At 74.2% G+C, this 25,873-nt stretch carries 19 protein-coding genes and 1 pseudogene; 14 read left to right on the top strand and 6 right to left on the bottom strand.

The genetic code is table 11. From position 1 onward, the window contains the following. Positions 1–251: pseudogene (locus tag AB0O40_RS19310) on the bottom strand (aminofutalosine synthase MqnE); the annotation flags it as partial. A 157-nt stretch (positions 252–408) separates the two neighbouring features. Between AB0O40_RS19310 and AB0O40_RS19305 the strand changes: the two are divergent. Continuing rightward, a complete protein-coding gene (locus AB0O40_RS19305) occupies positions 409–1,263 on the top strand; it encodes a 1,4-dihydroxy-6-naphthoate synthase (protein WP_365042696.1) in 855 nt (284 codons plus the stop codon). Here the strand turns inward: AB0O40_RS19305 and AB0O40_RS19300 are convergent. Next, positions 1,260–1,955 (bottom strand): LuxR C-terminal-related transcriptional regulator, encoded by a 696-nt coding sequence (locus AB0O40_RS19300; RefSeq protein ID WP_365042693.1) that lies wholly within the window; start codon positions 1,953–1,955, stop codon positions 1,260–1,262. The genes AB0O40_RS19305 and AB0O40_RS19300 overlap by 4 nt on opposite strands. A gap of 251 nt (positions 1,956–2,206) precedes the next feature. Then, a complete protein-coding gene (locus AB0O40_RS19295) occupies positions 2,207–3,610 on the bottom strand; it encodes an oxygenase MpaB family protein (protein WP_365042690.1) in 1,404 nt (467 codons plus the stop codon). A gap of 456 nt (positions 3,611–4,066) precedes the next feature. On the opposite strand from AB0O40_RS19295, the gene AB0O40_RS19290 reads away from it, so the two are divergent. After that, positions 4,067–5,005, top strand: coding sequence for a streptomycin biosynthesis regulator (locus AB0O40_RS19290; RefSeq protein ID WP_365042687.1), 939 nt, complete (start codon positions 4,067–4,069; stop codon positions 5,003–5,005). A 212-nt stretch (positions 5,006–5,217) separates the two neighbouring features. On the opposite strand, the gene AB0O40_RS19285 is transcribed toward AB0O40_RS19290, so the two are convergent. After that, on the bottom strand, positions 5,218–6,624 hold the full coding sequence (locus AB0O40_RS19285; RefSeq protein ID WP_365042684.1) for a DHA2 family efflux MFS transporter permease subunit: 1,407 nt from the start codon (positions 6,622–6,624) through the stop codon (positions 5,218–5,220). A 204-nt stretch (positions 6,625–6,828) separates the two neighbouring features. Here AB0O40_RS19285 and AB0O40_RS19280 point away from each other — a divergent pair, with 204 nt between their 5' ends. The 8 genes from AB0O40_RS19280 (at position 6,829) to AB0O40_RS19245 (ending at position 16,797) form a co-directional block, all read left to right on the top strand. Next, positions 6,829–8,103, top strand: a complete 1,275-nt coding sequence (locus AB0O40_RS19280; protein WP_365042681.1) for a cytochrome P450 — start codon at positions 6,829–6,831, stop codon at positions 8,101–8,103. A 1-nt stretch (position 8,104) separates the two neighbouring features. Then, entirely contained in the window at positions 8,105–9,154 is a 1,050-nt protein-coding gene (locus tag AB0O40_RS19275) for a UbiA family prenyltransferase (RefSeq protein WP_365042679.1), read from the top strand. An 8-nt stretch (positions 9,155–9,162) separates the two neighbouring features. After that, the gene (locus AB0O40_RS19270) at positions 9,163–9,405 is read left to right on the top strand and encodes an acyl carrier protein (RefSeq protein ID WP_365042676.1); all 243 of its coding nucleotides are present in this window, start codon (positions 9,163–9,165) and stop codon (positions 9,403–9,405) included. Beyond that, a complete protein-coding gene (locus AB0O40_RS19265; protein ID WP_365042673.1) occupies positions 9,395–10,612 on the top strand; it encodes a beta-ketoacyl-[acyl-carrier-protein] synthase family protein in 1,218 nt (405 codons plus the stop codon). The genes AB0O40_RS19270 and AB0O40_RS19265 overlap by 11 nt, the downstream gene beginning before the upstream one ends. Positions 10,613–10,716: 104 nt before the next feature. Further along, on the top strand, positions 10,717–11,931 hold the full coding sequence (locus AB0O40_RS19260; protein ID WP_365042670.1) for a beta-ketoacyl synthase N-terminal-like domain-containing protein: 1,215 nt from the start codon (positions 10,717–10,719) through the stop codon (positions 11,929–11,931). Continuing rightward, a complete protein-coding gene (locus AB0O40_RS19255) occupies positions 11,928–13,502 on the top strand; it encodes a benzoate-CoA ligase family protein (protein WP_365042667.1) in 1,575 nt (524 codons plus the stop codon). Before AB0O40_RS19260 ends, AB0O40_RS19255 begins: the two co-directional genes overlap by 4 nt. Beyond that, complete coding sequence (locus AB0O40_RS19250; RefSeq protein ID WP_365042664.1) at positions 13,499–14,236, top strand: alpha/beta fold hydrolase; 738 nt, start codon at positions 13,499–13,501, stop codon at positions 14,234–14,236. The genes AB0O40_RS19255 and AB0O40_RS19250 overlap by 4 nt, the downstream gene beginning before the upstream one ends. A 107-nt stretch (positions 14,237–14,343) precedes the next feature. Continuing rightward, positions 14,344–16,797, top strand: coding sequence for a PEP/pyruvate-binding domain-containing protein (locus AB0O40_RS19245; protein ID WP_365042661.1), 2,454 nt, complete (start codon positions 14,344–14,346; stop codon positions 16,795–16,797). Positions 16,798–16,892: 95 nt separating this feature from the next. Here the strand turns inward: AB0O40_RS19245 and AB0O40_RS19240 are convergent, their stop codons facing one another. Continuing rightward, on the bottom strand, positions 16,893–17,822 hold the full coding sequence (locus tag AB0O40_RS19240; RefSeq protein WP_365042659.1) for a tyrosine-protein phosphatase: 930 nt from the start codon (positions 17,820–17,822) through the stop codon (positions 16,893–16,895). A 322-nt stretch (positions 17,823–18,144) separates the two neighbouring features. On the opposite strand from AB0O40_RS19240, the gene AB0O40_RS19235 reads away from it, so the two are divergent. The 4 genes from AB0O40_RS19235 to ispG all read left to right on the top strand — a co-directional run bounded on the left by AB0O40_RS19235 (position 18,145) and on the right by ispG (position 23,360). After that, positions 18,145–19,173: a 4-hydroxy-3-methylbut-2-enyl diphosphate reductase gene (locus AB0O40_RS19235; protein WP_365042657.1), complete on the top strand. Its 1,029-nt coding sequence runs from the start codon at positions 18,145–18,147 to the stop codon at positions 19,171–19,173. Further along, positions 19,170–20,255, top strand: coding sequence for a polyprenyl synthetase family protein (locus AB0O40_RS19230; RefSeq protein ID WP_365042654.1), 1,086 nt, complete (start codon positions 19,170–19,172; stop codon positions 20,253–20,255). Before AB0O40_RS19235 ends, AB0O40_RS19230 begins: the two co-directional genes overlap by 4 nt. Before the next feature lie 58 nt (positions 20,256–20,313). Continuing rightward, entirely contained in the window at positions 20,314–22,140 is a 1,827-nt protein-coding gene (locus AB0O40_RS19225) for a 1-deoxy-D-xylulose-5-phosphate synthase (protein ID WP_365042652.1), read from the top strand. A 68-nt stretch (positions 22,141–22,208) separates the two neighbouring features. Continuing rightward, a complete protein-coding gene (ispG, locus tag AB0O40_RS19220; protein WP_365042699.1) occupies positions 22,209–23,360 on the top strand; it encodes a flavodoxin-dependent (E)-4-hydroxy-3-methylbut-2-enyl-diphosphate synthase in 1,152 nt (383 codons plus the stop codon). 141 nt (positions 23,361–23,501) lie between these two features. Here ispG and AB0O40_RS19215 read toward each other — a convergent pair whose 3' ends face one another. Next, complete coding sequence (locus AB0O40_RS19215; RefSeq protein ID WP_365042650.1) at positions 23,502–25,688, bottom strand: chorismate-binding protein; 2,187 nt, start codon at positions 25,686–25,688, stop codon at positions 23,502–23,504. Between the last annotated feature and the right edge of the window lie 185 nt (positions 25,689–25,873).

The raw sequence follows: 25,873 nt of genomic DNA, 5'->3' as shown, positions 1-25,873 counted from the left end.
GCGTCCTTCTCCCCCGGCTTGCGCTGGAAGGAGCAGTACGCACACGACGCCGTGCACACGTTCGTCATGTTCAGGTGCCGGTTGACGTTGAAGTGGACCACGTCACCGTTCTTACGCGTCCGCACCTCATGGGCCAGACCGCCCAGCCACGCCAGGTCGTCCGACGCGTAGAGGGCGATCCCGTCCTCACGCGTCAGCCGCTCACCGGAGCGGACCTTCTCCTCCAGCTCGCGCTTGCGCCCAGCGTCCATGTCGCCATCCCCCTCGATCGGTGCCCTCGGGCACGGTGCCGAGCGGCGGTACGGCCGGCGGCTCGTTCATCCTTTCGGACATCAATGTGGGGAAAACCCCACACCTCGACCCGCTTTGCTGGAGGTGCGCACCCGCCGCCCCCGAGAAGAGGCCTCCGTGTCCCCGCTGTCCATCGCGTACTCGCCCTGCCCCAACGACACCTTCGTCTTCCACGCCTGGAAGCACGGTCTGCTGCCCGGCGCGCCCGCGCTCGACGTGCGGATCGCGGACATCGACGTCACCAACGGCCTTGCCGAAGCAGGCGCGTTGGACGTGCTGAAGATCTCGTACGCCGCGCTCCCCTACGTCCTGGACGAGTACGCGCTGCTGCCGTGCGGGGGTGCGGTGGGGCGCGGCTGCGGCCCGCTGGTGCTGGTCCGGGAGGCGGGCGGGGTGCGGTCGACGGCGGGCCGGCGGGTCGCGGTGCCCAGTACCCGGTCGACGGCGTACCTGCTCTTCCGGCTGTGGGCGGCCGGTGCGGGGGAGGGTGTCGGGGAGGTGGTGGTGCTGCCCTTCGACGAGATCATGCCGGCGGTCCGGGACGGGCGCGTGGACGCCGGCCTGGTCATCCACGAGGCGCGGTTCACCTACCCGGCGTACGGCCTGCGGTGCCTGGCCGACCTGGGCGAGGTGTGGGAGGCCGAGACCGGACTGCCCATCCCGCTCGGTGCGATCGTCGCGCGGCGGAGCCTGGGCGGGGCGTCCCTGGGCCGGCTCGCCGATGCGGCCCGCGCGTCGGTGCGGTACGCCTGGAGCGACCCGGCCGCCTCACGCGGGTACGTGCGGGAACACGCGCAGGAGATGGCGCCGGACGTGGTCGACCAGCACATCGGCCTGTACGTCAACGAGTTCACCGCCGACCTGGGAGCCGAGGGCCGCGCCGCGGTCCGGTCCCTGCTGGACCGGGCCGCGGCCGAGGGCCTGGCCCCGGCGGTGGCCCCCGGCGCCCTGGACCTCCCCGGCGCCGGCTAAGTGCGGTCGGTGCGGGCGGACTTCGTCCTGGGTTCCTTGACGAACTGCGGCAACACGCGCGGCGGCCAGGTGCCGGCCGCCAGCATCCCCAGGGAGTGGGCGCGGGCGACCAGTGCGGCGCGGTTGGTCACCCGGAGCTGCCGCAGCATGCGCCCGACGTGGTACTCGACGCCCTGGCGGCTGAGGTAGAGGCGGTCGGCCAGCTGGAGGTTGGACGTGCCGCCGGCGATGCCCTCCAGGATCCGGGCGTCGAGCGGGGAGAGCAGCGTCCTGGTCCGGGCGGGCGGCGGGGCGTGCTCCGCGGTGGGGTCCGGCGCGTCGTCGGGGCAGAGGGCGATCAGGTAGGCGGGCGCGTCGGGCAGCTGCCCCGAGCCGTGCACGCTGACGCCGGTGAGGTCGGCCCGGAAGGGCTCGCCCTCGCGCGGGACACCGATCACGCGGTCGGTGAACCGGTCCGGCCCACCCTCCGCGAGCTCGGCGAAACGCCGGCCGAGCGAGCCGGCGGTGCCGGGGAGCAGCAGGTCGTGGAGGTGCCGCCCGCAGACCTCGGCGGCCGTCCGGCCGAACAGCGAGCGGAAGACCGCGTCGGTGGCGAGGACGGTCAACCCCCCGTCCAGGCTGGCCATGCCCATGTGGCCGGGATGGCCCGGGCGGCAGGGGGTGTCGAGCGGGGCGGTGACGAGCAGGGTCATCGGATGCGGGTCCCTCTTCTCGGTTCGGGCCCGGATCCCCCGTCCGGCGGGGCCCGAGGCGCCGAACGCCCCGCATTGAAGGTGAACACTCAACTTTTTGCACCCCCATTGGCCAGACTTGATCATCTTGGTGCGAGTTCCGGCCAGCCTGCGCGTTTCTGAGGAGGTGTCGGATCCCTTGTCCCGACTGTCCGGGCGGGCCGTCCCGCCCGGACGGTCACGAGGTGTGGATTGGCCGGAATGCAGTGCCCTCAGGCGCGGCCCAGGAGGGCGGTGCCGGCGGTGGCCTCGGTGCGGGCGGTGAAGAAGCCGGTGAAGGCGGCCACGAACTCCGCCTCGCTGATCCGGCCGTCCCCGTCGGCGTCCAACTCGCGGAAACCCTCGTTGAGTTCGGCGGGGTGCACCCGGGAGCCGCCGAACAGCACGCGGTACTCGTCCGCGCACAGGTGGCCGCTGCCGTCCGCGTCCGCGGCCCGGAAGAGCGCGCGCATCGCGGGGGCCAGGCCGCGTTCCAGATAGGCCGGGTCCCGGTCCAGGCCCGCGGACATCGCGGCCACGAACTCGGCGCAGTCCACCGCCCCGTCGCCGTCCCTGTCCATGCCCGCGCACAGCTCCTTCCACCAGCCCTCGAAGGCGGCGTACAGCACGTCCTCGCGCTCCTGGGGCAGTTCGAGCTGCCAGCAGACGTTGTGCGCCATGGCCTGGAGGTCCGCCGTGTCGACCCGGCCGTCCCCGGTCTGGTCGAGCACCTGCCGGAAGAACGCCTCGAGCCGGTCGGCCCGGCTGCCGGCGCTTCGGGCCTTGGGGATCCGGGGCGCCGGCCGCCGCCCCGGCTCGGGACGGCTGCCGTCCGCGGCGTGCCCGCGGTAGCGCAGGCCGTCCGGCAGCCGGGTCATGAGCACCCGCAGGCCCCGGTGGAGGGTCCACGACAGGGCGGCGGCGGTCCGCGGCCGCGGGGTGCCGAACCGCTCGTGCCAGGCCGGCGGCAGGTCGGCGACGGTGAGGGCGGTCAGGGTGCGGGCCGTCAGCGCGCGCAGCAGCGGCCAGGCCGGTCGCAGCGGGCCCAGCCGGCGCGGAGCGGGGGCCTCCCGCAGCAGGTCGTGGAGCATGTACCGGGCCACGTCGGTGAGTTCCAGCTCCTCCCGGACCATCCGCTCCACATAGGCCGGGACCTCGGCGGCGGTCGCCGGCAGTTCCTCGCCGGGGATCCCGAGGTCCGTGCAGACCTCCGTGAACTCCGCGTACAGCACGTCCTGTTGGGCAGCCGTGAGCGGGGCGCCGGCCAGCTCGTGCATGGCCGTCATCGCCTCGTACAGCGTGACCATCACCCAGGCCCGGACCGCCGGGTCCTGGGCGTCGTACTCCCGGCCGGCGGCGTCGGTGCCCTTGATGCGGCGGTGGGTGCGCGCCAGCCGGGCGACCTCCAGCCGGCGCTCCTCGGGGCCGGCGAAGAAGAGCCGGCTGCCGCTGTCCATCGTGTGCTCGATACGGCGCCAGGGGTGGGCGCGGTAGGTGGAGTACCGGTCCATGCCGCCGGCGACGGCCGGATGGGCCGCCTGCAGGACGAGCAGCCGCCAGGCGACCAGTCCGATCCGGCGTTCGCCGAGGGTCCGGCGCAGCGCGAGGTCGGCAGCGGGCGTGGGGTTGCTCGTCACTGGTGTACTCCTGAAGTGCGGGTGGGCGTCGCGGAGTTCAACGCCGCTCGCGGGTCTTCGGGCCCGCCCGCGGCAATGGATCACCCGCACGTGGGTCGGTGCGAACGCCCGCCCGCCGGACCGCCCGCACAATCGTGCGGCATCCGGCCGTTGTGTCGTTCGGCCGTTCCGCCGGATCCGGGAATTGCTGGTGCCGCAATACAAAGACCATTGAATTTCGATCGACCGTTTCCGGACCGGTATCCGTGGGCTTAGCGTGGCTTGAGCGGTGAACGAACGGTGAACGCAGGGATTCAAAACCGGCGGTGCTGTTTGTAGCATCGGATATCGATGCGGATTGTCGCAAACGGGGAGACAGAGCATATGGATTTCGCCATGGTGTCAGGGAGTCGACCGGTCCATGAGTTAGGCGGCGCGAACGTACGGGGCGTCGCGGGCCTGTCGGAGGTCCACCGGGTGAGGGTGGGTTCGCTGCTGGTGGCGGACTCGCCGCGGCGGGAGTCCTTACAGGACGAGCACGTCCGCCTGCTGGCCGACAGCGACGCGGAGTTACCCCCGATCGTCGTGCACCGGGCCACGATGCGCGTGGTCGACGGCATGTACCGGGTGCGGGCCGCGGTCCTGCGGGGCGAGGCCGAGATCGCCGCCCGGTTCTTCGACGGCTCGCCCGAGGACGCCTTCGTCCTCGCGGTCGAGGCCAACACCAGCCACGGGCTGCCGCTCTCCCTCGCGGAGCGCACGGCGGCCGCCGCCCGGATCCTGGCCACGCACTCGCAGTGGTCGGACCGGGCCATCGCCTCCATCACCGGGCTCTCCGCCAAGACCGTGGGGGTGCAGCGGCGCAAGCTCGGCGGGCCCGGGGCCGAGGTCACCTCCCGGATCGGGCGGGACGGCCGGGCCCGGCCGGTCAGCAGCGCCGAGGGCCGCCGGCTGGCCGCCCGGATCATCCTCGATTCCCCCGGCGCCTCGCTCCGGCTGATCGCCGAGCAGTCCGGCGTCGCCCCCGGCACCGTCCGCGACGTACGGGCCCGGCTGCGCCGCGGTGAGGACATCGTCCCCAACCGGCAGCGGGCCGAGGGGCCCCCGCCGCAGCCGGCCGGTGAGCCCGCGCCGCCGGAAGAGCGGCAGCCGGCGCCCGCCGTGCCCGCCGCCGACCTGGCCGGCATCTTCCGCAGCCTGTGCCGGGACCCCTCCATGCGGCTGACCCACAACGGCCGGCAGCTGCTGCGCATGGTGGAGCTGCACCTGCTCGACCCCCAGGGCTGGGACAGGGTCGCCGAGTCCGTGCCCCCGCACCGGGCGGAGGTCGTCTCCGCGATGGCCCTGGAGTGCGCCCGCAAGTGGGAGCGCTTCGCGCACCACGTCCACGACACCGCGGTCGATCCCGTCGCCTGAGCGGCGGCCCCGCACACCCCTTCCCGGCAGCCGGACACCACACCGCCCGCACGGCGGCGATTCCGGCTGCCGGAAACGCGTGCGGGCCCGGAAGCAGGTCCGGACATCTGGGAACACGTGCCGGTTCCGGAAACGCGCCCGCAAACGCCTCCGGCGCGTGCAATCGAGGAAAATCCCCGATTGCACGCGCCGGAGTGGGCCGCCCGCGGACCTCAGGCCGGCTGCGCCGCCCGGACCTCGGGCCGCGGGGCCGGCTCCCGCCCCAGCGCCAGGCAGCAGGCCACGGCCACCAACAGCACCGCCAGCGGCAGGATCATCGCCAGCCGCAGCGCCGGGGCGAGGGCGTGCCCGCCGAGCAGCCCCTGGAAGAGCGCGCCGACCGCGGCGCTGCCCAGGACGTTGCCGACCTGCCGGGTGGTGTTGTAGACCCCGGAGGCCGCGCCGGCCAGGTTCCGGTCCAGCTGCCCCATGGCGAGGTTCGACATGGGAGCGAAGACGCACCCGAGTCCGATGCCGCAGACCAGCATGGGCGCCAGCAGCCACCAGGCCGTGACGTCCGGGCTGGCCAGCGCGAGGGTGCCGCCGAGCCCGACCCCGTAGCAGACCAGGCCGCGGACCAGCATCCCCTTGCTGTTCTGCGCCGTGGAGCGGCGGCCCACGAAGATGCCGACCACGCCGAAGGCCGCCGACAGCGGCGCCGTGGTCAGGCCGGCCCGCAGCGGGGTGAGCCCCAGGGCGGTCTGGAGGTACAGCGTCAGCAGCAGCAGGCTGCCGGCCAGCGCGAAGGAGACGATGGCCACGATGCCGTTGGCCAGGGTGAAGTTGCGGTACGCCAGCAGGGAGCCGGGGATCAGCGGGTGCGGGCTGCGGCGCTGCTGGAGGGCGAACAGCCTCAGCAGCACCACCGAGGCCCCCAGGACCAGCGGGATGGAGAGCGGCCCGGCGATGGTGCCCCAGCCGTACCGCTCGCCCTCCAGGACGCCGAAGGACAGGGCGAAGAGCCCGCCGGAGACCAGCGCGATGCCGGGCAGGTCCAGACCGGTCCGCCGGGGCGCGTGGTGTCCGGGCACCAGCAGGACCACCATGACCAGGCAGACCACGCCGATCGGCACGTTGATGAAGAACAGCCACTCCCAGCCGAAGCGGGTGACGACCAGGCCGCCGAGCAGCGGGCCGGTGATCGTGGCCAGCCCCGCCACCCCGCTCCACATCCCGTACGCGGCGCCCCGCCGCTCGGGCACGAACAGCAGCGCGATGAAGGCCGTGGTCTGCGGGGTCAGCAGGGCCGCCCCCAGGCCCTGGAGGGCCCGGGCCGCGATCAGCGGGCCGATGCTGTCGACCAGACCGCACCAGGCCGAGGAGGCGGTGAAGACCAGCAGGCCGGCGAGGTAGAGCCGCTTCTGGCCGAAGAGGTCGCCCAGCCGGCCTGCCGCCACCAGCAGGGCGGCGTACGTCAGCACGTAGGCGTTGGCCACCCACAGCACCTGGTCCAGCCCGGCGTTCAAGTCCTCGAGAATGACCGGAACGGCGATGTTCACGATCGTGGTATCCACCATGATCATGAAAAATCCCAGGCACAGCGCGCTCAGTGCGATCCAGGGGTTTCGAGTGGGAGTCACGCATCTCTCCTCGCGATTTCGGACGGCCGCTCGCGCACGCCCTCATCAGCGTTTATACAACCGCCACTTGCCGATGGGTAACTGTGTACTTCCCTCAGTTGCCGGTGTTTGACGCGAAGTTGGGTCGGCTGTTTACCTGGCAAGCCGCGCCCCGCTGAAATGCCCTCGGTGGTCGGTGGAATTCCGCTAGAGAGGTTTTGTCAAATGACGGAAAGTGTGATCGCCCCGGATTCCGGGGCGCTGGCCGGGGAACTTCCGTTCAACCCGGCCGACCCCGCCTTCGCGGCGGACCCCTACCCCGGCTACGCCTTCCTCCGCGACCACGCCCCGGTGCTGCGCGGCCCGTTGGGTGCCTGGCTGGTCAGCCGCTACGAGGACTGCGAACTGCTGCTGCGGGACCGCCGGATGGGCAAGGACTTCGCCAACTCGAAGTTCTTCGAGCAGGTCATGGGCGCGGCCGGGGACGAGCCGCCGCCGTTCCTCGGCCTCGGCCTGGACGACTGGGACGCCAAGCTCTTCATGCTGACCGACCCGCCCGAGCACACCCGGCTGCGCGGCCTGGTCGCGCAGGCCTTCACCCCGGCCACCATCACCGCCCTGCGGACCTCCGTCACCGCGATCGTCGAGGAGCTGCTGGGCGAACTGCCCGCCGCCTTCGACCTCATGGAGCGGCTGGCCACCCCGATGCCCATCCGGGTGCTCGGCGCCATGCTGGGCATCCCGGCCGCCGACCAGGCGCAGTTCACCGAGTGGTCCGTCGAGATCGCCGGGCTCCTCGACCTGGACGTCGAGCTGTCCCCGGAGGTGGCCCGGGCCCGCCGCACCGCGGTGGCGGCCTGCACCACGTACTTCGTCGAACTGGCCGCCGCGCGGGCCGAGTCCACCGCCGACGACCTGATCTCCACCCTGGTCCGGGCACGCGACGAGGGCAGCGCCCTGACGACCCAGGAGATCGCCGCCACCTGCGTGCTGCTGGTGGTGGCGGCCCAGGAGACCTTCTCCAACCTGCTGGGCAACGCGGCCATCCTCTTCTCCCGGCACCCGGAGGCCTACGCCCGCCTGGTCGCCGACCCGGGCGCCATGGACGCCACCCTCGACGAGGTGCTGCGGCTGGAGCCGCCGGCCCACCAGGTGGGCCGGATCGCCCTCCAGGACATGGAGCTGCACGGCCGGCAGATCGAGCGGGGCGACGCCGTCATCCTGATGGTGGCCGCCGCCAACCGCGACGAGCGGGTCTTCACCGAGCCCGACCGCTTCGACATCGACCGCGGGGGCAAGGGCCACCTCTCCTTCAGCCGCGGCATCCACTACTGCCTGGGCGCCCCGCTGGCCGTCATGATGGCCAAGGAGGCCCTGACCGGCCTGACGTCCCGGGTCACCGCCATGGAACTGGCCGAGGAGGCCATCACCTACAAGCCCGGCATGGGCCTGCGGGGCCCGGCCCGGCTGCCCCTGCTCGTCACCAAGCGGGTCGGCTGAGATGGCCGGCCAGCGACGCCGGAGCGCCCCGGGGGAGCGGGCGGGCGGCACCCCGGCCGCCCTGCTCCTGCTGCGCAGTTGCAGCGTCCGGTTCACCGCCTACTACTGGGTCGGCTTCTCCGTCGGCCTGGCGGCCAACGGCCGCCTCGACCTGCCCTGGGCGCTGCTGGGCGTCCCCCTGTGGCTCGCGTACTGCGTCGGCACCGAGGCGATCAACCGGATCGCCGACCGTGACGCCGACGTCATCAACCGGCCCGAACGCACCCGCCTGTGCGAGGAGTTCGGCTGGGCCAGGCTCACCAGGGTCTGCGTGGGCGCCTGGGTGCTCTTCGCCCTCATCGGCGCGGCGCTGGTGTGGACGCACCCCGGGTACGCCCTGCCGGCGCTGCTGCTGGTCGACATGGGCGTGGCCATCGGCTACTCGATCGGCCCGGCCTTCAAGCGGCACCAGCTGCTGTCCCTGATGGCCCTCACCGCGCCCATGGTCACCCCGCTGCTGACCGGCTGGGCGGTGCACGGCGACCGCGACACGCTGCTCTCCCCGGTGCTGCCGATCGCGGCGGTGCTGGCGGCCTTCAGCCTGGGCCTGGCCGGGATCAAGGACATCACCGACGTCGAGGGCGACCGCGAACTCGACTACAGCAGCCTGTGGCTGGCCCTGATCAAGCTGCGCCGGGGCGCCGCGGTGTACGCGCTGATCGGCTTCCCCTTCGTCCTGCTGGCGGTGTTCACCGCCGTGGACCGGCTGCCGGACGTCTCGCTGACGCTGCTGCCGCTGGTGGTCCTGTCCGCACTGGTGGTGCTCGCGGCCGCCCGCGCCGAGGCCCCCGCGGACCGCGAGGCGGCCCGCGAGGTGATGCACAACTACACGTTCTACTTCCTGGCGCTCGGCCTGCTGGTGGCCGTGCCCGAGACGGCGACCGCCCTGGCCTTCGCCGCCGCCGTCGGCTGGTGGCTGCTGGCCTCGAAGGTCCTGCACTGGTCCGGCGGCATGACCGCGGCCCATCTCGGGCGCTGGGGAGCCCTGTCCGTCAAAACGGCTGGAAGGTGAGGCACACCATGAACGAGTCAGACATCAAGGTCGGGGTCCGGGAGATCGTCGCGGGCGTCCTGAGCCTGCCCGAGGACCAGGTCGAATGGGACGCCGACTTCTACGACGAACTCGGCGGCGACTCGCTCCAGAAGCTCGAGGTCATCGCGTACGTCGAGGACCGCTTCCGGGTCCGGCTCACCCACGACCAGGCCGCCAACAGCGACACGGTCAACGCCCTGACCCACGAGGTGGCCCTGAATGTGGAGTGACGAGGGGGGCCGGCCCCGGGTCGTGGTGACCGGCATGGGCCTGGCCTCCCCGCTGGGCGCCGAGGTCGAGACCTTCTGGGAGCGGCTGACCGCCGGCACGGTGGCGACCGGCCCGGTCACCCGCTTCCCGACGGACGGCTACCCCACGCACCGCGCGGCCGAGGTCGACGACCCGGTCCTGACGGCCCCGGACACCCCGGACGGGCGCGGCACCCCCCGTGCGGTCCGGTACGTCAGCCACTCCGCGGCCCGCGCGCTGGGCGACGCCAAGCTGCTGCCCGGGGCGGACCCGCGGCGGGTCGGGATCGTGGTGGGCACGGTCATGGGGACCCGCCCGCACCTGGAGGAACTGCGCCGCCAGGGGCGTGGGTTGGACACCGACCGGTCGTGGGACGAGCCCGCGCTGCTGGCGGACCTGCCGGCCCACGAGTTCGGGCTGCGGGGGCCCCGGCACGTGGTCGCCGCGGGCTGCGCGGCGGGTAACACGGCCATCGCCACGGCCGCGGACTGCATCCGCTTCGGTGAGGCGGACGCGATGGTCGCGGCGGGCGTGGACGAGTTGTCGCAGGCGGTGTTCCGGCTGTTCACGGCGTTGCGGGCGCTGGCTCCTGATGAGGTGCGGCCGTTCGACCGGGACCGGCAGGGCATGATGCCGTCCGAGGCGGGGGCGGTGCTGGTCCTGGAGTCGTTGGAGCACGCGGTGGCCCGGGGCGCGACGATCCTGGCCGAGTTGCGCGGGTACGCGGTGGCGGCGGATGCGCACCACATGACGGCCCCGCACCCGCAGGGCGCCGGGATGCTCCGCTGCATGCGCGAGAGCCTGGACCAGGCGGGTCTGGCCCCGGGGGACGTGGACTACGTCAGCGCGCACGGCACCGGCACTCCTGCCAACGACACCCTGGAGGCGGCGGGCATCGCCGAGTTCTTCCACCGGCACGGCCGCAGGCCCGCGGTCTCCTCCATCAAGGGCATGCTCGGCCACTCCCAGGGCGGCGCCAGCCTCCTGGAGGCGGTTGCCTGCGTGCTGGCCGTCCAGCACGGCCGGGTGCCGGGGAACCCGACCCTGCGCGAGCCGGAGGACGGCTGCGCGGAGCTGGACCTGGTCACCGGCCCGGCCCGGGACCTGCCCGTGAAGGTCGCCCTGAGCAACGCCTTCGGCTTCGGCGGCAACACCGCCACCGTCGTCTTCGGCCGCTACCCCGGCTGAGCCCGGCACCCCGCGCCGGGCCCCGTACCCGGGCGGGCCCCCGTACCCGTACCGCGCCCGGAGCGGCCGCCCGATCCCCCTCCTCTCACACCCCAAGGACTGATGTGCGTACCCCGAACCCGTCGCCACCGGCCACCGGCTTGGCGGTCACCGCAGTGGGCGCGGTGACGGCCTCCGGAACATCGGTCGCGGCACTCTTCGACGACCTGCTCGCCGAACACCGGCCGTTCGCCGGCCGGGAGGTCCCGCTGGTCGCCAACGCCATGCCCGGCCCGCCCGGCGAGCGGGCCCGCGGCCGGGCCCGCGAGCTGTACGCCGGCCACGTGCAGGCGCCCCTGGGCCTCGCCGAGGCGGTCGGCGCCCGCACCGACCGCACGCTCGGCCGCGACAGCCGGCTCCTGGTGTACGCCATGCACACCACCGGCGCCCCGCTCGCCGCACAGGAGCACCCCGCCACCGACCGGACCGGCGTGGTCCTCGGCACCCTGCACGCCGGCCGCAACGAGTACATCGCGATCCACGACGCCGCCGACGGCAACGCGGGACCGGTCAACCCCGTCTGGGGCCCGCAGTCCGGCTACAACGCCCCGGCCGCCCAGCTCTCCATCCAACTGGCCGCCCGCGGACCGAACCTGACCCTCTCCTCCGGCGCCACCGCCGGGCTGGACGCGGTGGTCACCGGCGCCCTCCAGATCCGGGCCGGGGTCTGCGACACCGTCGTCGCCGCCGGACTCGACACCCTCTCGGCCGCCGCCGGCGCCCCCGCACCGGGGCCCGGAGCGGTGCCCGAGGGGGAGGCCGCGGCCGTCCTGGTCCTCGAGGAGGCCGCGCCCGGCGACGCCCGGGTCCGCACCCGGCTGCTGGGCACCGGCCAGGCCGCCGGCATCCCGGCCGCCGGCCCGGGCGCGCCGCTGACCGTACGGGAGCTGGCCGACGCCGCCGAGGAGGCGGTGCGCGCCGCGCTCGCCGAGGCGGACCGGGACGCCGCAGAGGTCGGCCTGGCCGTCACCACGGCCGGCGACGCCGGCCCGGCCGCCCGGGCCGAGGCGGAGGCCCTGGCGGCCGTCTTCGGCCCCGGCCTGCCGGCCTGCAACGCCACGAGCACCACGGGGCGCACCGGCGGGGCCGACGGCGTGATCGCCGTCGCCGTCGCGGCCGAGGCCCTCGCCCGGGGGATCGTCCCCCCGGCCGCGGGGAGCCGGCCGCAGCCGGTCGCGCCGACCGGACCCCTGGCCCTGTGCCTGAGCGTGGACCGGGGAGGGAAGGCCACCGCCGTCCTGGTGGGCGGCACAGCAACGGAACGGGGAGAGACGGCATGAGCGCAGACACCGCGCACGGCACCGGCGCAGCCACCGTGCGGACCAACGCGGGCTGGTGGTACCTGGACCGGCACCTGGAGCAGGACACCGCCGACCGCCTCTGCCTGATCGACGGCGAGGAGGAACTGACCTACCGCCAGGTGCACGACCGGGTGTGCCGCACGGCCCGGGTGCTGGCCGAGGGCGGGATCGCCCCCGGGGACCGGGTGGTGACCGTGCTGGACGACGGCACCGACGCCGTCGCGGTGGTGCTGGCCGCCATCCGGCTGGGCGCGGTCCCGGTACCGGTCAGCCCGATGCTGACCGCGGACGAGAAGCTGTTCGTGGTCGCCGACAGCGGGGCCCGCGGCTTCGTGGCCGAGGAGGTCGGGGCCGCCCAGGCCGCCGACCTGGCCGACCGCTTCCCCGGCATGGCCGTGTGGAGCCGGACCCCCGGCGCGCCCGGCATCCGCAGCCTGACCGAGGAGGTCCGGGCGGCCGCGCCCCGGTACGAGGTGGCGCCGCGGGCGGCCGCCGACCCCGCCGTCGTCCAGTACACCTCCGGCAGCACCGGCCGGCCCAAGGGCGTCGTCCACCTGCACGGCGGCCTGCTGGCCTTCCCGCAGGGGCTGGGCGGCCGGCTGGGCCTGACCCGGGAGGACCGGCTGCTGTCCACCGCCAAGCTGTCCTTCGGGTACGGCTTCGGGAACTCGCTGCTGCTGCCCTTCTCCGTCGGCGCGAGCGTGGTCCTCTTCGGCGGGCGGTCCGAGCCGTTCGCGGTGGCCGGCCTGCTCAGCCGGACCCGGCCGACGGTGCTCTTCGCCGTGCCGACGCTCTACGCGGCGATGCTCGCCCTGCCCAACGCCCCCGAGCGGCTGGACTTCTCCTCGGTACGGCTGGCCGTCTCGGCCGGCGAGCACCTGGGGGCCAGCCTCAGCCGCCGGCTGTCCGGGGAGTTCGGCCTGCGGATGGTCAACGGCCTGGGCGCCACCGAGTGCCTGCACATCTTCATGGCCACCGAACCGGGCGTCTCCCCGCCCGGCACCACCGGCACGCCGGTCCCCGGCTTCGAGGCCCAACTCGTCGACGACGAGGGCCGGGTGCTGGGCGTCGGCGACACCGGACAGCTGCGGGTGCGCGGCGCCAGCACGGGCGACCACTACTGGGGCCGGCCCGGCCTGTCGGGGGAGACCTTCCGCGACGGCTGGGTGTACACCGGCGACACCATGACCCTGGACGCCGAACGCGGCTGGCTCTACCTGGGCCGCAACGACGCCATCCTCAACGTCGCCGGGATGAAGATCGTCCCGAACGAGATCGAGGACGCCATCCACGCCGTGCCCGGGGTCGAACTGTGCACCGTGATCGGCGTCCCCGACGAGGACGACGTCACCCGCATCGTCGCCCACGTCGTCCCGGCCGGCGGCGCCGGGGACGAGCTGCGCGGCCAGGTCCTCGCCTCGCTGCGCCGGACCCTGCCGCCGTACAAGCAGCCGCGCACCGTGCGCCTGGTGGACCGGATCCCCACCACCTCCACCGGCAAGACGGCCCGCTTCCTCAGCCGCGAGCGGGAGATGGAGAGCCGGCGATGAGGGGCGGACCCGACCGGGTGGTGCTCAAGGAGGGCCACACCTTCTCCCTGCTCTGCCTGCCGTTCGCGGGCGGCTCGGCGCGCTCCTACGTCCGGCTGGCCAACCACACCGACGGCTGGAACGTCACCGCCGTCCAGCCCCCCGCGGGCTTCGCGCAGACCCGGCCCGGCCTGGACGAACTGGCCCGGTGCTACCTGGAGATGCTGGCCGGGGACCTGCGCGGGCCCGGCATCCTCTTCGGCCACAGCCTGGGCGCGGCGGTCGCCCACCGCATGGTCCAGCTGCGCTCGAGCGACTGGCCCGAGGATCTGCAGGTGGTGCTCTCCGCACCGCCCGTACCGGGGCGGGACACCGGTGAACTGCTCGGTCTCGACGACGGGGGGCTCCTTGCGGCGGCGACGCGCACGGGCATGCTGCCCGACCTGGGGACCTCCGACGACTTCGCCATCCGGTTCCTGCTGCCCGGGCTGCGGGAGGACCTTGCGGTCCTCGGCTCCCGGGGCTGGCGGCCCGCGCCGGCGGCCGCGCCGGTCCACCTGCTCGGCGGCACCGACGACGGCTGCTGCCCGCCCGCCGCCCTGGCGGCGGTGGCGGACGCCCTGCGGCCCCGGTCCGTACGGCTGCTGGACGGCGGCCACATGTACGTCCTGGACCGCCCCGCGGAGACCGCCGCCGCCCTGACGGAGATCAGCACCGAGCTCGCCGCCGGCAGCGCGGCCGCCCGGGCCGGCTGAGCCGCCGGCGCCGGCCCCGACCACCCCACGTACCCGCCGGGCCGGCCGTACCGCCCGTACGGCCCGCCCGGCCGGTCCGACGTTCGACGCACCAATGAGGAGAACCGATGAGCAACGAGGCCCAGGCCGAACCGTTCGTGCTGGCGTTAGACGACCCGAGGGCGCTGGAACGCTCCGCGGTCGGCGGCAAGGCCGCCGTGCTGGCCCTGATGAAGCGCGCCGGGTTCCCCGTACCCGACGCCGTGGTCTTCACCGCCCCCGCCATGCTGGCGCACGTGGCGGGGCTGGCGGAGCCGGACAGCGAGGCGGTCTCCGGGCGCGCCCTGGACGCCGGCCTGCGCACCGCCGTCGAGGAGGTCGCCGCCCGGCTGACCGGCCCGCTGGCGGTCCGCTCCTCGGGCATCGACGAGGACGGCGAGCACGCCTCGCACGCCGGCCAGTACGACACGATCCTCGACGTCGAGGGCGCCGACGCGCTCGACGCCGCCCTGCGGTCCTGCTGGGCCTCGGCGTTCAGCACCGTGGTCCGCAGCTACCGCAGCGGCGCGGGCGCCGGGGACGATGCCCCGCTGGCCGTGCTCGTACAGCGGCTGGTGCGCGCCGACAGCGCCGGGGTGGCGTTCACGGTCAACCCGGTCACCGGCGCCCGGGACGAGGTCCTGGTCAGCGCGGTCAACGGGCTCGGCGAGCAGCTGGTCTCCGGTGAGGTCTCCCCGGACGAGTGGACCGTCCCGGCCGGCGGCGCGGGCGCCCCGGTGAACACCGACGGCCGGCACGGCGCCCTCACCGCGGAGCAGGCCCGCGAGATCGCCGCGCTGGCCGAGCAGGTGGCCGAGGTCATGGGCGGCCCCACCGACATCGAGTGGGCCCGCTCCGAGGGCCGGCTGTACCTCCTCCAGGCCCGGCCGATCACCGCCATCGCCGAGGCCCCGGCCGACGCGGTGGCCGTCCTCGCCGACCCGCCGCCGGGCTTCTGGGCCAAGGACAGCACCCACGCCCCGCTGCCGCTGCTGCCCATGACCCGCAAGCTCCTCGACCACAACAACGCCGTCCTGCGGGACGTGTGCGCCGAGTTCGGGCTGCTCCTCAAGGGCATGGCCTTCGAGACCATCGGCGGCTGGCGCTACATGGGCACCCTGCCGCTGGCCCCCGCGGACGTGCCGGCCCGGATCGGCGCCTGCATCGAGGCCGCACGCGGCGACCGGGCCGGCCAGGTGATCGACGAGTGGCTGGCCACCGTCCGCCCCGCCTTCGCGGAGCGCATCGCCGAGCTGGGCCGCGCCGACCTGACCGGGCTCTCCGACCGGGACCTGGCCGCCCACCTGGAGGCCGTACGCACCCTGCACCGCGAGGGCACCGAAGTGCACTTCCGGCTGCTGGGCGCCGTCTCCATCGCGCTCGGCCGGTTCGGCCTGTACGTGACCGGGGCCCTGGGCTGGGCGCAGACCAAGCCGTTCCAGCTGCTGGCGGGCCTCTCCACGGAGAGCACCGGACCGGCGGTGGCCCTGGCCGAGCTGGCCGGCACCGCCGCCAAGGCCGTCTCCGGCACCCCCACCCTCGCCGCGCTGCGCACCGCCCTGGAGCAGGACGAGGCCTTCGCCGCCGCCTTCGAGGAGTACCGCACCGCCTACGGCTGCCGGGCCCTCCAGTACGAGGTGGCCCAGCCGGCCCTGGGGGAGCGGCCCGAGCTGATCCTCTCCCTGCTGCGCGACCAGCTGACCCAGTCCACCGACCTGACCGAGGTCGGCGACGCCGCCGCGCAGGCCCGGCTCGCCGCCGTGGCCGAGGCGCACGGGCTGCTGGCCGGCACCGAGGAGGGCGTCCGCTTCGCCGCCCTGCTCTCCGCGGCCGAGCACGCGTACCCGGTCCGCGAGGACAACGAGTACTGGACGGTCAGCGCCCCCAACGCCCTGCTGCGCTGGGCGATGCTGGAGGCCGCCGGCCGGCTGGTCGGCCGGGGCCTGCTGGAGCGCCCCGAGCACGTCTTCTACCTGGAGCCCGCGGAGGCGGTGGACGCCTTCACCGAGGGCGCCGACCACCGCGAGCTGGTCCGGCGGCGCCGCGGCGAGCACCGCTGGGCGCTGGAGAACCCGGGCCCGGACAGCTACGGGGAGCGCCCCGGCCCGCCGCCCTCGATGGACCAGCTGCCCGCCGAGGTGCGCGAGACCATGGGCGCCTTCCAGTGGACGCTGGTGCACATGGGCGGCGCCCCCGCCGCGCCCCAGCAGGCCGACGGCGACCGGCTGACCGGGGTGCCCGCCTCCGCTGGCCGGTACACCGGGCTGGTGCGCGTGGTCCGCAGCGAGAGCGAGTTCGACAAGATCCGCGCCGGTGACGTGCTGGTCTGCCCGATCACCTCGCCCGTCTGGTCGGTGGTCTTCCCGAGCATCGGCGCGCTGGTCACCGACACCGGCGGGGCGCTCTCGCACGCCGCCATCATCGCCCGCGAGTACGGCATCCCGGCCGCCCTGGCCACCGGCAACGGCACCGAGGTGCTGACCGACGGGATGCTGGTGACCGTGGACGGCGGCACCGGCACCATCGAGATCCTCGAGCGGTAGCCACCCGGGACCGGGCGGTGCAGAACAGGGACCTCGCCGCCCGGATGTGCCCTGCCCCCGCAGCGGGGGCAGGGCACATCGTCGTGTTCCGGCCCTCAGAGCAGGCGCGCCCGCAGCCGTGCCAGGGTGGCGTCGTCGGCCCCCAGGCCGTGCCGGACGAAGGCCGGGAAGGAGCCGTACTGCCGGACCGCCTCGTCGAAGGCGGCGCCCAGGTAGTCCGCGTCCACGTCGAGGAAGGCGTCCAGCAGGTGCGGGTCCTGCATCCCGCCGGCTTCCAGCCGCCCGATCATGGCGGCCTTCCAGGCGGCGAGTTCGTCGTTGGAGCGCAGGTACTCGGCGAAGACGTCTTCCTTCGAAGCGCCCAGGATCCGCTGGACGACGGCGGCCATCCAGCCGGTCCGGTCCCGGCCACCGGTGCAGTGCACGAGGGTGGCCGAGGAGCGGGGCGCGTACGCGATGTCGTGCAGCGCCCGGGCGAACTGCGCGCGCTTGGCGGGGTCCGAGACGAACTCCCGGGACGAGCGGAGCATCATCGCCTTCGCCCGGCCGTCGCCCAGCAGCTCCTGCTGCTCGGCGGCCGTCATCCTCAGCACGGTGTCGATGGAGTCGATCTGCTCGTTCGCCACGACCGGGTAGGAGACCGCCGTCGTCCCGGCCGGCAGCCGGTCCTGCCCGGCCACGGCCTCCTTCTCGCTGCGGAAGTCGATGACCTTCCCGACCCGCAGGGCGGCCAGGCTCGCCACGCCCGCGTCGGTGGCGCCGTACAGGGCCGCCGAGCGGTAGAGCACACCGGTGCGGATGCGGCCGCCGTTCCGGGTCGCCAGCCCCCCGACCTCGCGGAAGTTGAGCACCCCCTCGACCGCCGGCGTGCTCGCCGCGGCCAGGGCCACCGAGTGCGGCGGCGACGGGAGTTGTACGGCGCCGGCCGCGGTGGTGGTGCCGGCGAGCAGTGCGGCGGCGGTGAGTGCCGCGGCGGCGGCCAGACGCGCCCCACCGCTTTTACCGGGACGCCTGAAGTCCTTCATCGATGAACCCCCTAGAGAATTGCCGGAACCGGCTCGAATATCGCCGGAATCAATTGGGCCGGCTGTGGCCCAATGGCTTGTCGCAGACGTGGACTTTCTCCCGAACCGGGCTTCCGAGACAAGGGGGATGGGGGTTGTCGCCGTTTGCGCCGCCGTTTCTCGGCAACTGTGGAAATTCCACGGTTGAGCGGGCCTTTGCACAAAGGTGTGCTGGGCGGTCCCGCGGTCTATCCTTCAGGCCTTGAGTTTCCCGACATCGAACTCCGGTCGTATGTCGAACGGACTTCGAAGCCCGGCAGCCTTGTGAGGAGGCAGATTCTCGATGGGATCTCAGCAATTAGGGACGGGTCTTCTGGAACAGGCCGGCCAGGTGGCGGCGAAACGCGTCGTCCTGGCCGAACCGCGGGGCTTCTGCGCCGGGGTCCGGCGGGCCATCGGCATCGTGGAGCGGGCCCTGGACCTCCACGGCGCCCCCGTGTACGTCCGCAAGGAGATCGTCCACAACCACCACGTGGTCGCCGAACTCGCCGCCCGCGGCGCGGTCTTCGTCGACTCCGAGGAGGAGGTGCCCGAGGGCGCGGTGTGCGTGTTCTCCGCACACGGCGTCTCGCCCGCGGTCCGCAGCTCCGCCGCGGACCGGCGCCTCGAGGTCATCGACGCGACCTGCCCGCTGGTGGCCAAGGTCCACCAGCAGGCGGTCCGCTACGCCCGCCACGAGCGCACCATCCTGCTGGTCGGCCACGCCGACCACGAGGAGGTGGAGGGCACCCGCGGCGAGGCCCCCGAGCGCACCATCGTCGTGGAGACCGAAGAGGACGTGGCCCGGCTGGAGTTGGCGGACGACGCCCCGGTGGGGTACCTGACCCAGACCACCCTCTCCTTCGACGAGACCGCCCGGGTGGTGGACGCCCTCAAGCGCCGCTTCCCGCAGCTGGCCGGACCCCAGGGCGACGACATCTGCTACGCCAGCCAGAACCGGCAGAACGCCGTCAAGGAGCTGGCCCGTACCAACGACCTGGTGCTGGTGGTCGGTTCCCACAACTCCAGCAACTCCATCCGGATGGTCGAGGTGGCCCGCGACCACGGCGCCCGGGCCCACCTGGTCCCCGACCCGGACCGGCTGGACGAGAGCTGGCTGGCGGACGTCCGGTCCGTCGGCGTCAGCTCCGGGGCCAGCGCCCCCGAATTCCTGGTCCGCCGGCTCGTCGAGCGGCTGGCCGAACTGGGCTACGGCGACGTCGAGGTGGCCTCCGGGGCCGTCGAGGACGTGGTCTTCGCCATGCCCGCCCGGTTGGCGGACCCCGCCACCGGACGGATCCCGAGCACCCCTTTGGCCGAGGAGCGGCATTGACCATCACAGTCGGCAACTCACCGCGCACCGCCGAGCCGGTGGCGGCCCTGCGGGCCGAGCGCAACGCGGTCCTGACGGACGTCGAGCAGGTCGTCGGGACGCTGCTGGACGGCGAACGCGCCCGCTGGCGGTACGACGCCGGCCGGGCCCTCGGCCTGGTCGACGGGATCGGGGACCTGTGCGCCGCCGGCGGCAAGCGGCTGCGACCGGCCTTCTGCGTCTCCGGCTTCCTCGCCGCCGGCGGCCGCCCCGGCGCCCCCGGCCTCACCGAACTGGCCGCTTCCCTGGAGCTGTTGCACGTCTCCGCGCTGATCCACGACGACGTCATCGACGAGGCCGACACCCGCCGCGGGCGCCCGGCCCTGCACACCGCCCAGTCCCGGCAGCACCGGGCGGCCGGCTGGCGGGGCGACTCCGGGCACTTCGGAGAGAGCGCCGCGATCCTCGCCGGCGACCTCGCGCTGGTCTACGCCGGCCGGCTGCTGGCCCGTACCGCCCCCGAGGTGCGGGAGGCCTGGGCGGACCTGTCCTCCGAGATGCTGGTGGGCCAGTACCTGGACGTGGCGGTGGCGGCGGAGTACGACGCCGACCCGGACACCTCCCGCTGGGTCGCGGTCTGCAAGTCCGGCCGCTACTCCATCCACCGCCCCCTGAGCATCGGCGCCCTGCTGGCCGGCCGCCGGGACCTGGAACCGGCCTTCGAGGTCTACGGACGCGCCCTGGGCGAGGCCTTCCAGCTCCGCGACGACCTGATCGACGCCTTCGGCGACGACGAGAGCGCCGGCAAGCCCACCGGGCTGGACTTCGAGCAGCACAAGATGACCCTGCTGCTGGCCCTGGCCATCCGCCGCGACGCGCGGGTCCGGGCCCTGGTCCTGCCCCGGGCCGGCGGCATCGACCGGGCCGACGCCGACGAGCTGCGCGCCCTGCTCGTCGACAGCGGCGTACGCGCCGAGGTCGAGGGGCGCATCGACGACCTGGTGGCCCGGGCCCTGGACGCACTGGAGCGCTCCCCGCTCGACGCGGGCTGGCGGCGCGAACTGACCGCGATGGCGTACGAGGTCGCCTACCGGGACCGGTGAAGCGGCGGCAGCGCTCGTGACGGACGCACAGCACACGACGGAGAAGGGAGAACCTCTCATGTCCTACCTGGACACCATCCAGGGGCCCGGCGACGTGCGGTCCCTGTCCCCGGACGGGGCGAGGGAGCTGGCCGGGGAGATCAGGGAACTCCTGGTGGAGAAGGTCACGCGGACGGGTGGCCACCTCGGGTCCAACCTCGGCGTGGTCGAGCTGTCGATCGCCCTGCACCGGGTCTTCGACTCCCCGCGCGACCGCATCCTGTGGGACACCGGGCACCAGACCTACGTCCACAAGATCCTCACCGGCCGGGCCGGCCGGTTCGACTCGCTGCGCCAGACCGGCGGCATGTCCGGCTACCCCAGCCGGGCCGAGTCCGAGCACGACGTCATCGAGAACAGCCACGCCTCCACCGCCCTCTCGTACGCGGACGGCCTGGCCAAGGCCCACCGGCTGCGGGGCGCGGACGACCGGGCCGTGGTCGCGGTGATCGGGGACGGCGCGCTCACCGGCGGAATGGCCTGGGAGGCGCTGAACAACATCGCCGCCGCCCCGGACCGCCCGGTGGTCGTCGTGGTCAACGACAACGAGCGCTCCTACGCGCCCACCGTCGGCGGCCTGGCCCACCACCTCGCCGCGCTCCGCTCCGGCGCCCGCACCCACAGCGGCTGCGACCGGCTCCTCTTCGAGGACCTGGGCCTGACGTACCTCGGCCCGGTGGACGGGCACGACATCGAGGCCCTGGAAGACGCCCTGCACCGGGCCCGGCGGGCCGGCCGCCCGGTCATCGTGCACTGCCTGACCGAGAAGGGCCGCGGGCACACCCCCGCCCTCCGGGACGAGGCCGAGCGCTTCCACGTGGTCCGGGCCCAGGCGCCGGCCCGGCCCGCGGCCGAGGTCCGGCACCCCTCCTGGACCGCCGTGTTCGGCCGCGAGCTGGCCGAACTGGGATCCAGCCGACCGGACCTGGTGGCGCTCACCGCGGCCATGCCGGGGCCCACCGGACTGACCGAGTTCGCCGAGCGCTTCCCGGACCGCACCTTCGACGTGGGCATCGCCGAACAGCACGCCGTCACCTCGGCGGCCGGGCTCGCGCTCGGCGGCCTGCACCCGGTCGTCGCCCTCTACGCCACCTTCCTCAACCGGGCCTTCGACCAACTGCTCATGGACGTCGCCCTGCACCGGGCGCCGGTGACCTTCGTCCTGGACCGGGCGGGCGCCACCGGCGACGACGGGGCCTCCCACAACGGCATGTGGGACCTGTCCCTCTTCCCGCTCGTCCCCGGCCTGCGGGTGGCCGCGCCCCGGGACGCGGCCACGCTGCGGTCGGCGCTGCGCGAGGCCGTCGCCGAGGACGGCGGGCCGACGGTGGTCCGCTTCCCCAAGGGCGAGACCGGCCCGGACCTGCCGGCCCTGGCCCGCGACGGCGGCCTGGACGTCCTGCACCGCTCCGCCGGCCGGGACGTCCTCCTGGTCAGCGTGGGCGCGATGGCCCCCACCTGCCTGGAGGCCGCCGAGCGGCTGGTCGGGCACGGCTTCGGCGTCACCGTGGTGGACCCGCGCTGGGTGACCCCGGTACCGCAGCGGCTGGTCGAACTGGCCCGGGACCACCGGACGGTGGCCGTCGTGGAGGACAACGGCCGTATCGGCGGCATCGGTTCGGCCGTCATCCAGGCCCTGTCCGACCAGAGCGTCCGCACCCCGGCCCGGACCTTCGGCATCGCCCAGCGCTTCCTGGACCACGGCTCGCGCGGCGAGATCCTCGCCCGCAGCGGCCTCACCGGGCGCAACATCTCCCGGGTCCTGGTGGAGGACCTGGCCCGGATGGCCGAACAGCTGCCGGTGGCCCGGCCTTTGGCGGCCGCCGCCGAGCACCGGTCCGGCTGAGGCGCCCGAGCACACCCCGCGCACGGATCCCGCGTACCGACCCCATCCGACAGACGTCGAGAGGAATCATCATGCCGGTCTCCCTCGGAATGCCCCAGGCACCCGCCCCCGTCCTCGCCCCCCGCCGGGCCACCCGTCAGCTCGACGTCGGCGGCGTGGGTGTGGGCAGCGCGTCCCCGATCGCGGTGCAGTCCATGACCACGACCCTGACCAGCGACGTGAATGCCACGCTCCAGCAGATCGCCCAACTCACCGCGGCCGGCTGCGACATCGTGCGGGTGGCCTGCCCATCCCAGGACGACGCCGACGCCCTGCCGGAGATCGCCCGCAAATCCAAGATCCCGGTGATCGCCGACATCCACTTCCAACCGCGGTACGTCTTCCAGGCGATCGAGGCCGGCTGCGCCGCGGTCCGGGTCAACCCCGGCAACATCAAACAGTTCGACGACAAGGTCAAGGAGATCGCCCGGGCCGCCAAGGACCACGGCACGCCTATCCGCATCGGCGTCAACGCGGGCTCGCTGGACCGCCGGCTGTACGGCAAATACGGCAAGGCCACCCCCGAGGCGCTGGTGGAGTCGGCCCTGTGGGAGGCGGGCCTGTTCGCCGAGCACGGCTTCCACGACATCAAGATCTCGGTGAAGCACAACGACCCGGTCGTCATGGTGCGCGCCTACGAGCTGCTGGCCGAGTCCTGCGACTACCCGCTGCACCTGGGCGTCACCGAGGCCGGACCGGCCTTCCAGGGCACCATCAAGTCCGCCGTGGCCTTCGGCGCCCTGCTGCGGCAGGGCATCGGCGACACCGTCCGGGTCTCGCTGTCGGCCCCGCCCGTCGAGGAGGTCAAGGTCGCCACCCAGATCCTGCAGTCCCTCAACCTGCGGCCGCGCAAGCTGGACATCGTCTCCTGCCCGTCCTGCGGACGCGCCCAGGTGGACGTGTACACCCTCGCCGAACAGGTCTCCGCCGGTCTCGAAGGCATGGAGGTGCCGCTGCGGGTCGCGGTCATGGGCTGCGTGGTCAACGGCCCCGGCGAGGCCCGTGAGGCCGACCTGGGCGTCGCCTCCGGCAACGGCAAGGGCCAGATCTTCGTCAAGGGCGAGGTCATCAAGACCGTCCCCGAGTCCAAGATCGTGGAGACGCTGATCGAGGAGGCGCTGCGCATCGCCGAGGAGAGCGACCTGGGCATCGGCGCCCCGGAGGTGGTGGCGGCGGGCTGACCGGGCGGGGACAGCGAGGGGCGGGGACGGGGCAGGTTCCCGTCCCCGCTTCCGTGCGACCCGTCACCGTCCGGACGGACGACGACACGTGAGAGGGCCCCGACCGGTCCAGCCGGTCGGGGCCCTCCACCGTCGTGCGGGCTAGCGGGCCGCGCCGTGCGCCAGGGCCGGCCGCAGCGCGGCGACCGCGTTCTCCACCAGCCGCCGGCCGGTACCGCTCTGCGCGCTCATGATGGACTCCGGGTGGAACTGCACCGCCGCCCACGGCAGTTCGCGGTGCTCCACGGCCATGACCACGCCGTCCCCGGTCGCAGCCGTGACCCGCAGCCGCTCCGGCACCGCGTCCACCGGCGCGTACAGCGAGTGGTAGCGCCCCACCTCGAACCGCTCCGGCAGGCCGGTCAGCAGCCGGGAGTCCGGGGCGGTCACCCGGATCGCGGAGGGTTTGCCGTGCACCGGCCGGTCCAGGACCTCCAGCGCCCCGCCGCAGTACTCGACCATGCCCTGGAGCCCCAGGCACACCCCGAAGACCGCGCAGCCCAGCCGCTCCGCCTCCGCCAGCGTCTGCGCCACGCCGAAGTCCGCCGGCCGTCCCGGACCCGGGGAGAGCACGACCAGGTCCGGCCGCTCCCGCCGCAGCACCGGCAGGTGGCTGCCGCTGCGGAAGGTGGTGACCGCCGCCCCCGTCTGCCGCAGGTAGTCCGCCAGGCAGTGGGCGAACGAGTCGCGGTGGTCCACCATCAGGACCCGCAGCCCGGCCCCGGGGCCCGTCCCGGGCCGGCGGTGCGCCCCCCGGCGGCGGTCCCGGTCCACCCGCGGGGCGGTGGCCCCCGCGGCCCCGGGGCGCTCGTCCAGGACGCTCAGCAGGGCCTTCGCCTTGAGCTCGGTCTCCGCCTCCTCCGCCGCCGGGGAGGAGTCGTGCAGCAGGGTGGCCCCGGCCCGCACGGTGGCGACCCCGTGGGCGATCTGGATGGTGCGCAGGGTCAGCACGGTCTCCAGGGTCCCGTCGAAGCCCAGCCGTCCCACCGCGCCGCCGTACCAGCGCCGCGGGGAGCGCTCCTGGCGCTCGATGAAGTCCACCGCGGCCAGCTTGGGCGCCCCCGTCACCGTCACGGCCCACAGGTGCGCCAGGAAGCCGTCCAACGCGTCGCAGTCCGGCCGCAGCACGCCCCGTACCCGGTCCACGGTGTGGATCAGGGCCGAGTACATCTCGATCCGGCGCCGCTCCACGACCTGTACCGAACCGGGCACGCAGACCCGGGACTTGTCGTTGCGGTCGACGTCGGTGCACATCGTGAGCTCGGACTCCTCCTTCACGGAGCCCAGCAGCTCGCTCACCCGCCGGGCGTCCTCCAGGGCGTCCCGGCCGCGCGCGATGGTGCCGCTGATCGGGGAGGACTCCACGACCAGGCGGTCGGCGCCGGGGACGTGGGTGCCGGGGCCGCCGGGGCCGTCCGCGCCGTGGCCGCGCGCGCCGTACCCGTCCGTGCCGTGGCCGTCCGCGCCGTGGCCCGGTTCGCGGCGCACCCGGACGAACATCTCGGGGGAGGCGCCCACCAGGTACTCGCCGTCGCCGAGGTTCATGAAGAGGCTGTGGGGCGCCGGGTTGACCTCCCGCAGCCGCCGGAACAGCGCGGCGGGGGAGCGGTGGCACGGCCGCCGGAAGACCTGGCTCGGCACCACCTCGAAGAGGTCCCCCGAGCGGAAGAGCGGCATGGCCTCCGCCACCACCCGTGCGTACCCGCCCGGCGGGTGGTCGCGGTACTCGGCCGGCTCGGCGGGCACGAAGGCCCGGGCCGGGGTGGTCCGGGGCAGCCCGTCGGTCCGCCCGGCCGCTCCGCCGAACTCGTACCGGTGGCGCACGGCCTGGTCGGTGCGGAGGTCCAACTCCCATATCTCGTCCGGCAGGTGCAGGACCAGGTCGCGGTCCCCGGCGGCCCGGTCCTGGCGCCGGGGCAGCGGGTCCACCTGGAAGATCAGGTCGTAGCCGAAGGCGCCGTACAGCCCGAGGAGCGGATCGGCCGGGGCCGGGCCGCCGACCGGCGCGAAGGCCCCGAGCAGGGCCCGGACCGCGGCGAAGGCGCCCGCGTTGCGGGTGCGGTCCTCCTCCGCGAAGACCTCCGGCGCCGGCCGGGACCGCCCCCGCACGGTCCCCGCCCCGGCCGGTACCAGCTCCAGCGCCCCGGCCAGCGCGGCGCGCAGCGCGGGCAGCAGGACCCGGCCGCGGTCGTTCAGCGCGCGGGCGGTCACCTCGGTGCCCCGGACGCTGATCTCCACCGGCGGATCGCAATAGCCGATCAACCGGTCCGGCCCGCGGAAGAGCAGCATTCCCCGCCTGCTGTCGAGCGCGGATTCCAAACGCGACCGCGCAGCGGCGGCACTCCCCGCCGGATCGCTGTCCAGGCTCACCTCCAGCCCGGCTCCGGTGGCCCACCGCCGGCCCGCGGAGCCTCCCGTCACGGCGGAATCCAGCGCACCGAAGGTGTCCAAGGTGTCCAGGGCGTCCAGTAAAG

This window comes from Streptomyces sp. NPDC089919, assembly GCF_040684615.1.
Classification (GTDB): domain Bacteria; phylum Actinomycetota; class Actinomycetes; order Streptomycetales; family Streptomycetaceae; genus Streptomyces.
Note: the sequence above shows the minus strand (reverse complement) of the source record. Positions and strands in the feature narration are given on the sequence as shown.